The sequence below is a fragment of the Lamprobacter modestohalophilus genome (genome assembly GCF_016583905.1).
GTDB classification, from domain to species: Bacteria; Pseudomonadota; Gammaproteobacteria; order Chromatiales; family Chromatiaceae; genus Lamprobacter; species Lamprobacter modestohalophilus.
Map to the genome: position 1 here is coordinate 1 of NZ_NRRY01000162.1, position 1,213 is coordinate 1,213.

Genomic DNA, 1,213 nt, shown 5'->3' on the forward strand with positions numbered 1-1,213 from the left:
CAGGGCGAGCGCGTATAAAATTTTGCGAATAGAATCAGTTGCGGCAGTCTATCGGGAAACGAACCCTAGGAGTTTCCCATGTCTGCCAGTCTTGTCGAGCACTTTGCTCCCCTCAGCGACCCGCGAGTTGAGCGCAACAAACTCTATCCACTTATGGAAATCCTGCTCCTCGTGGTCTGCGCGATGATCAGTGGTGCTGAGGGTTGGGAAGCGATGGAGGAATTCGGCAAGGAGAAACTCGACTGGTTGCGCAAGTTTGCGCCCTTTGCCAACGGGATTCCATCGCACGACTGTATCGCCAGCGTCATCTCGCGGCTGAATCCCAAGACCTTTCAAGCCTGTTTCGTCAGCTGGACGCGCGCGATCAGCGCGGTCACCGACGGCGAGGTCGTGGCCGTTGACGGGAAAAGCGCACGCGGCTCGCGTGATCGCCGGCGCGCAAAAGCGGCGTTGCACATGGTGAGCGCTTGGGGCAATCGCAACCGGCTGGTGCTGGGGCAAGAAGCCACCGAGGAGAAATCCAACGAGATCACAGCGATCCCAGTGCTGCTAGAACTCCTTGAACTCAAAGGCTGTATCGTGACCATCGATGCGATGGGCTGCCAGACTAAGATCGCCGAGCAGATTATCGATCAAGGTGGCGACTATGTCCTTGGGCTCAAAGGCAATCAGAGCACACTCCACGACGAGGTTGAGGACTTCTTCGACACCGCGCGCGCCGGTGAGTTTGCCGATGTCCCCCATGACTTCACCGAGGAGACCGACAAGGACCATGGGCGCCTGGAAGTGCGCCGGTACTGGATCACCGAGACGTTGAGCACCCTCTCGGAGACCGAGCGCTGGAAGGGGCTGCGCAGCATCGGCATGGTGGAGCGTGAATGTTGGATCGGGGAGGATTACAGCGTCGAACGACGCTTTTTCATCAACTCCATCTCGGCACAGGCGCCGCGGTTTGCCGAGGCGGTGCGCGGCCATTGGGGCGTCGAGAATCCTCTACACTGGCGCTTGGATGTCCTGTTTCGCGAAGACGCTTGCCGCATCCGCAAAGGCAACGCCCCAGCAATTCTGACCTCGATCCGCCATCTCTGCATGAATTTGCTCGAACGCGAACCCTCCAAGCAACGCATGGTCAAGAAGCGCCGCAAGGCCACGTGGAACGATGACTACCGCGCTAAGGTCGTCTTTGGCTGAGGATTTATACGCGCTCGCCCTG

1 protein-coding gene is annotated in these 1,213 nt (G+C 58.9%); it reads left to right on the forward strand.

Annotation, left to right across the window (positions count from 1 at the left end):
* Positions 1–78 precede the first annotated feature (78 nt).
* Complete coding sequence (locus tag CKO42_RS26595; protein WP_200252632.1) at positions 79–1,191, forward strand: ISAs1 family transposase; 1,113 nt, start codon at positions 79–81, stop codon at positions 1,189–1,191.
* Positions 1,192–1,213 lie beyond the last annotated feature (22 nt).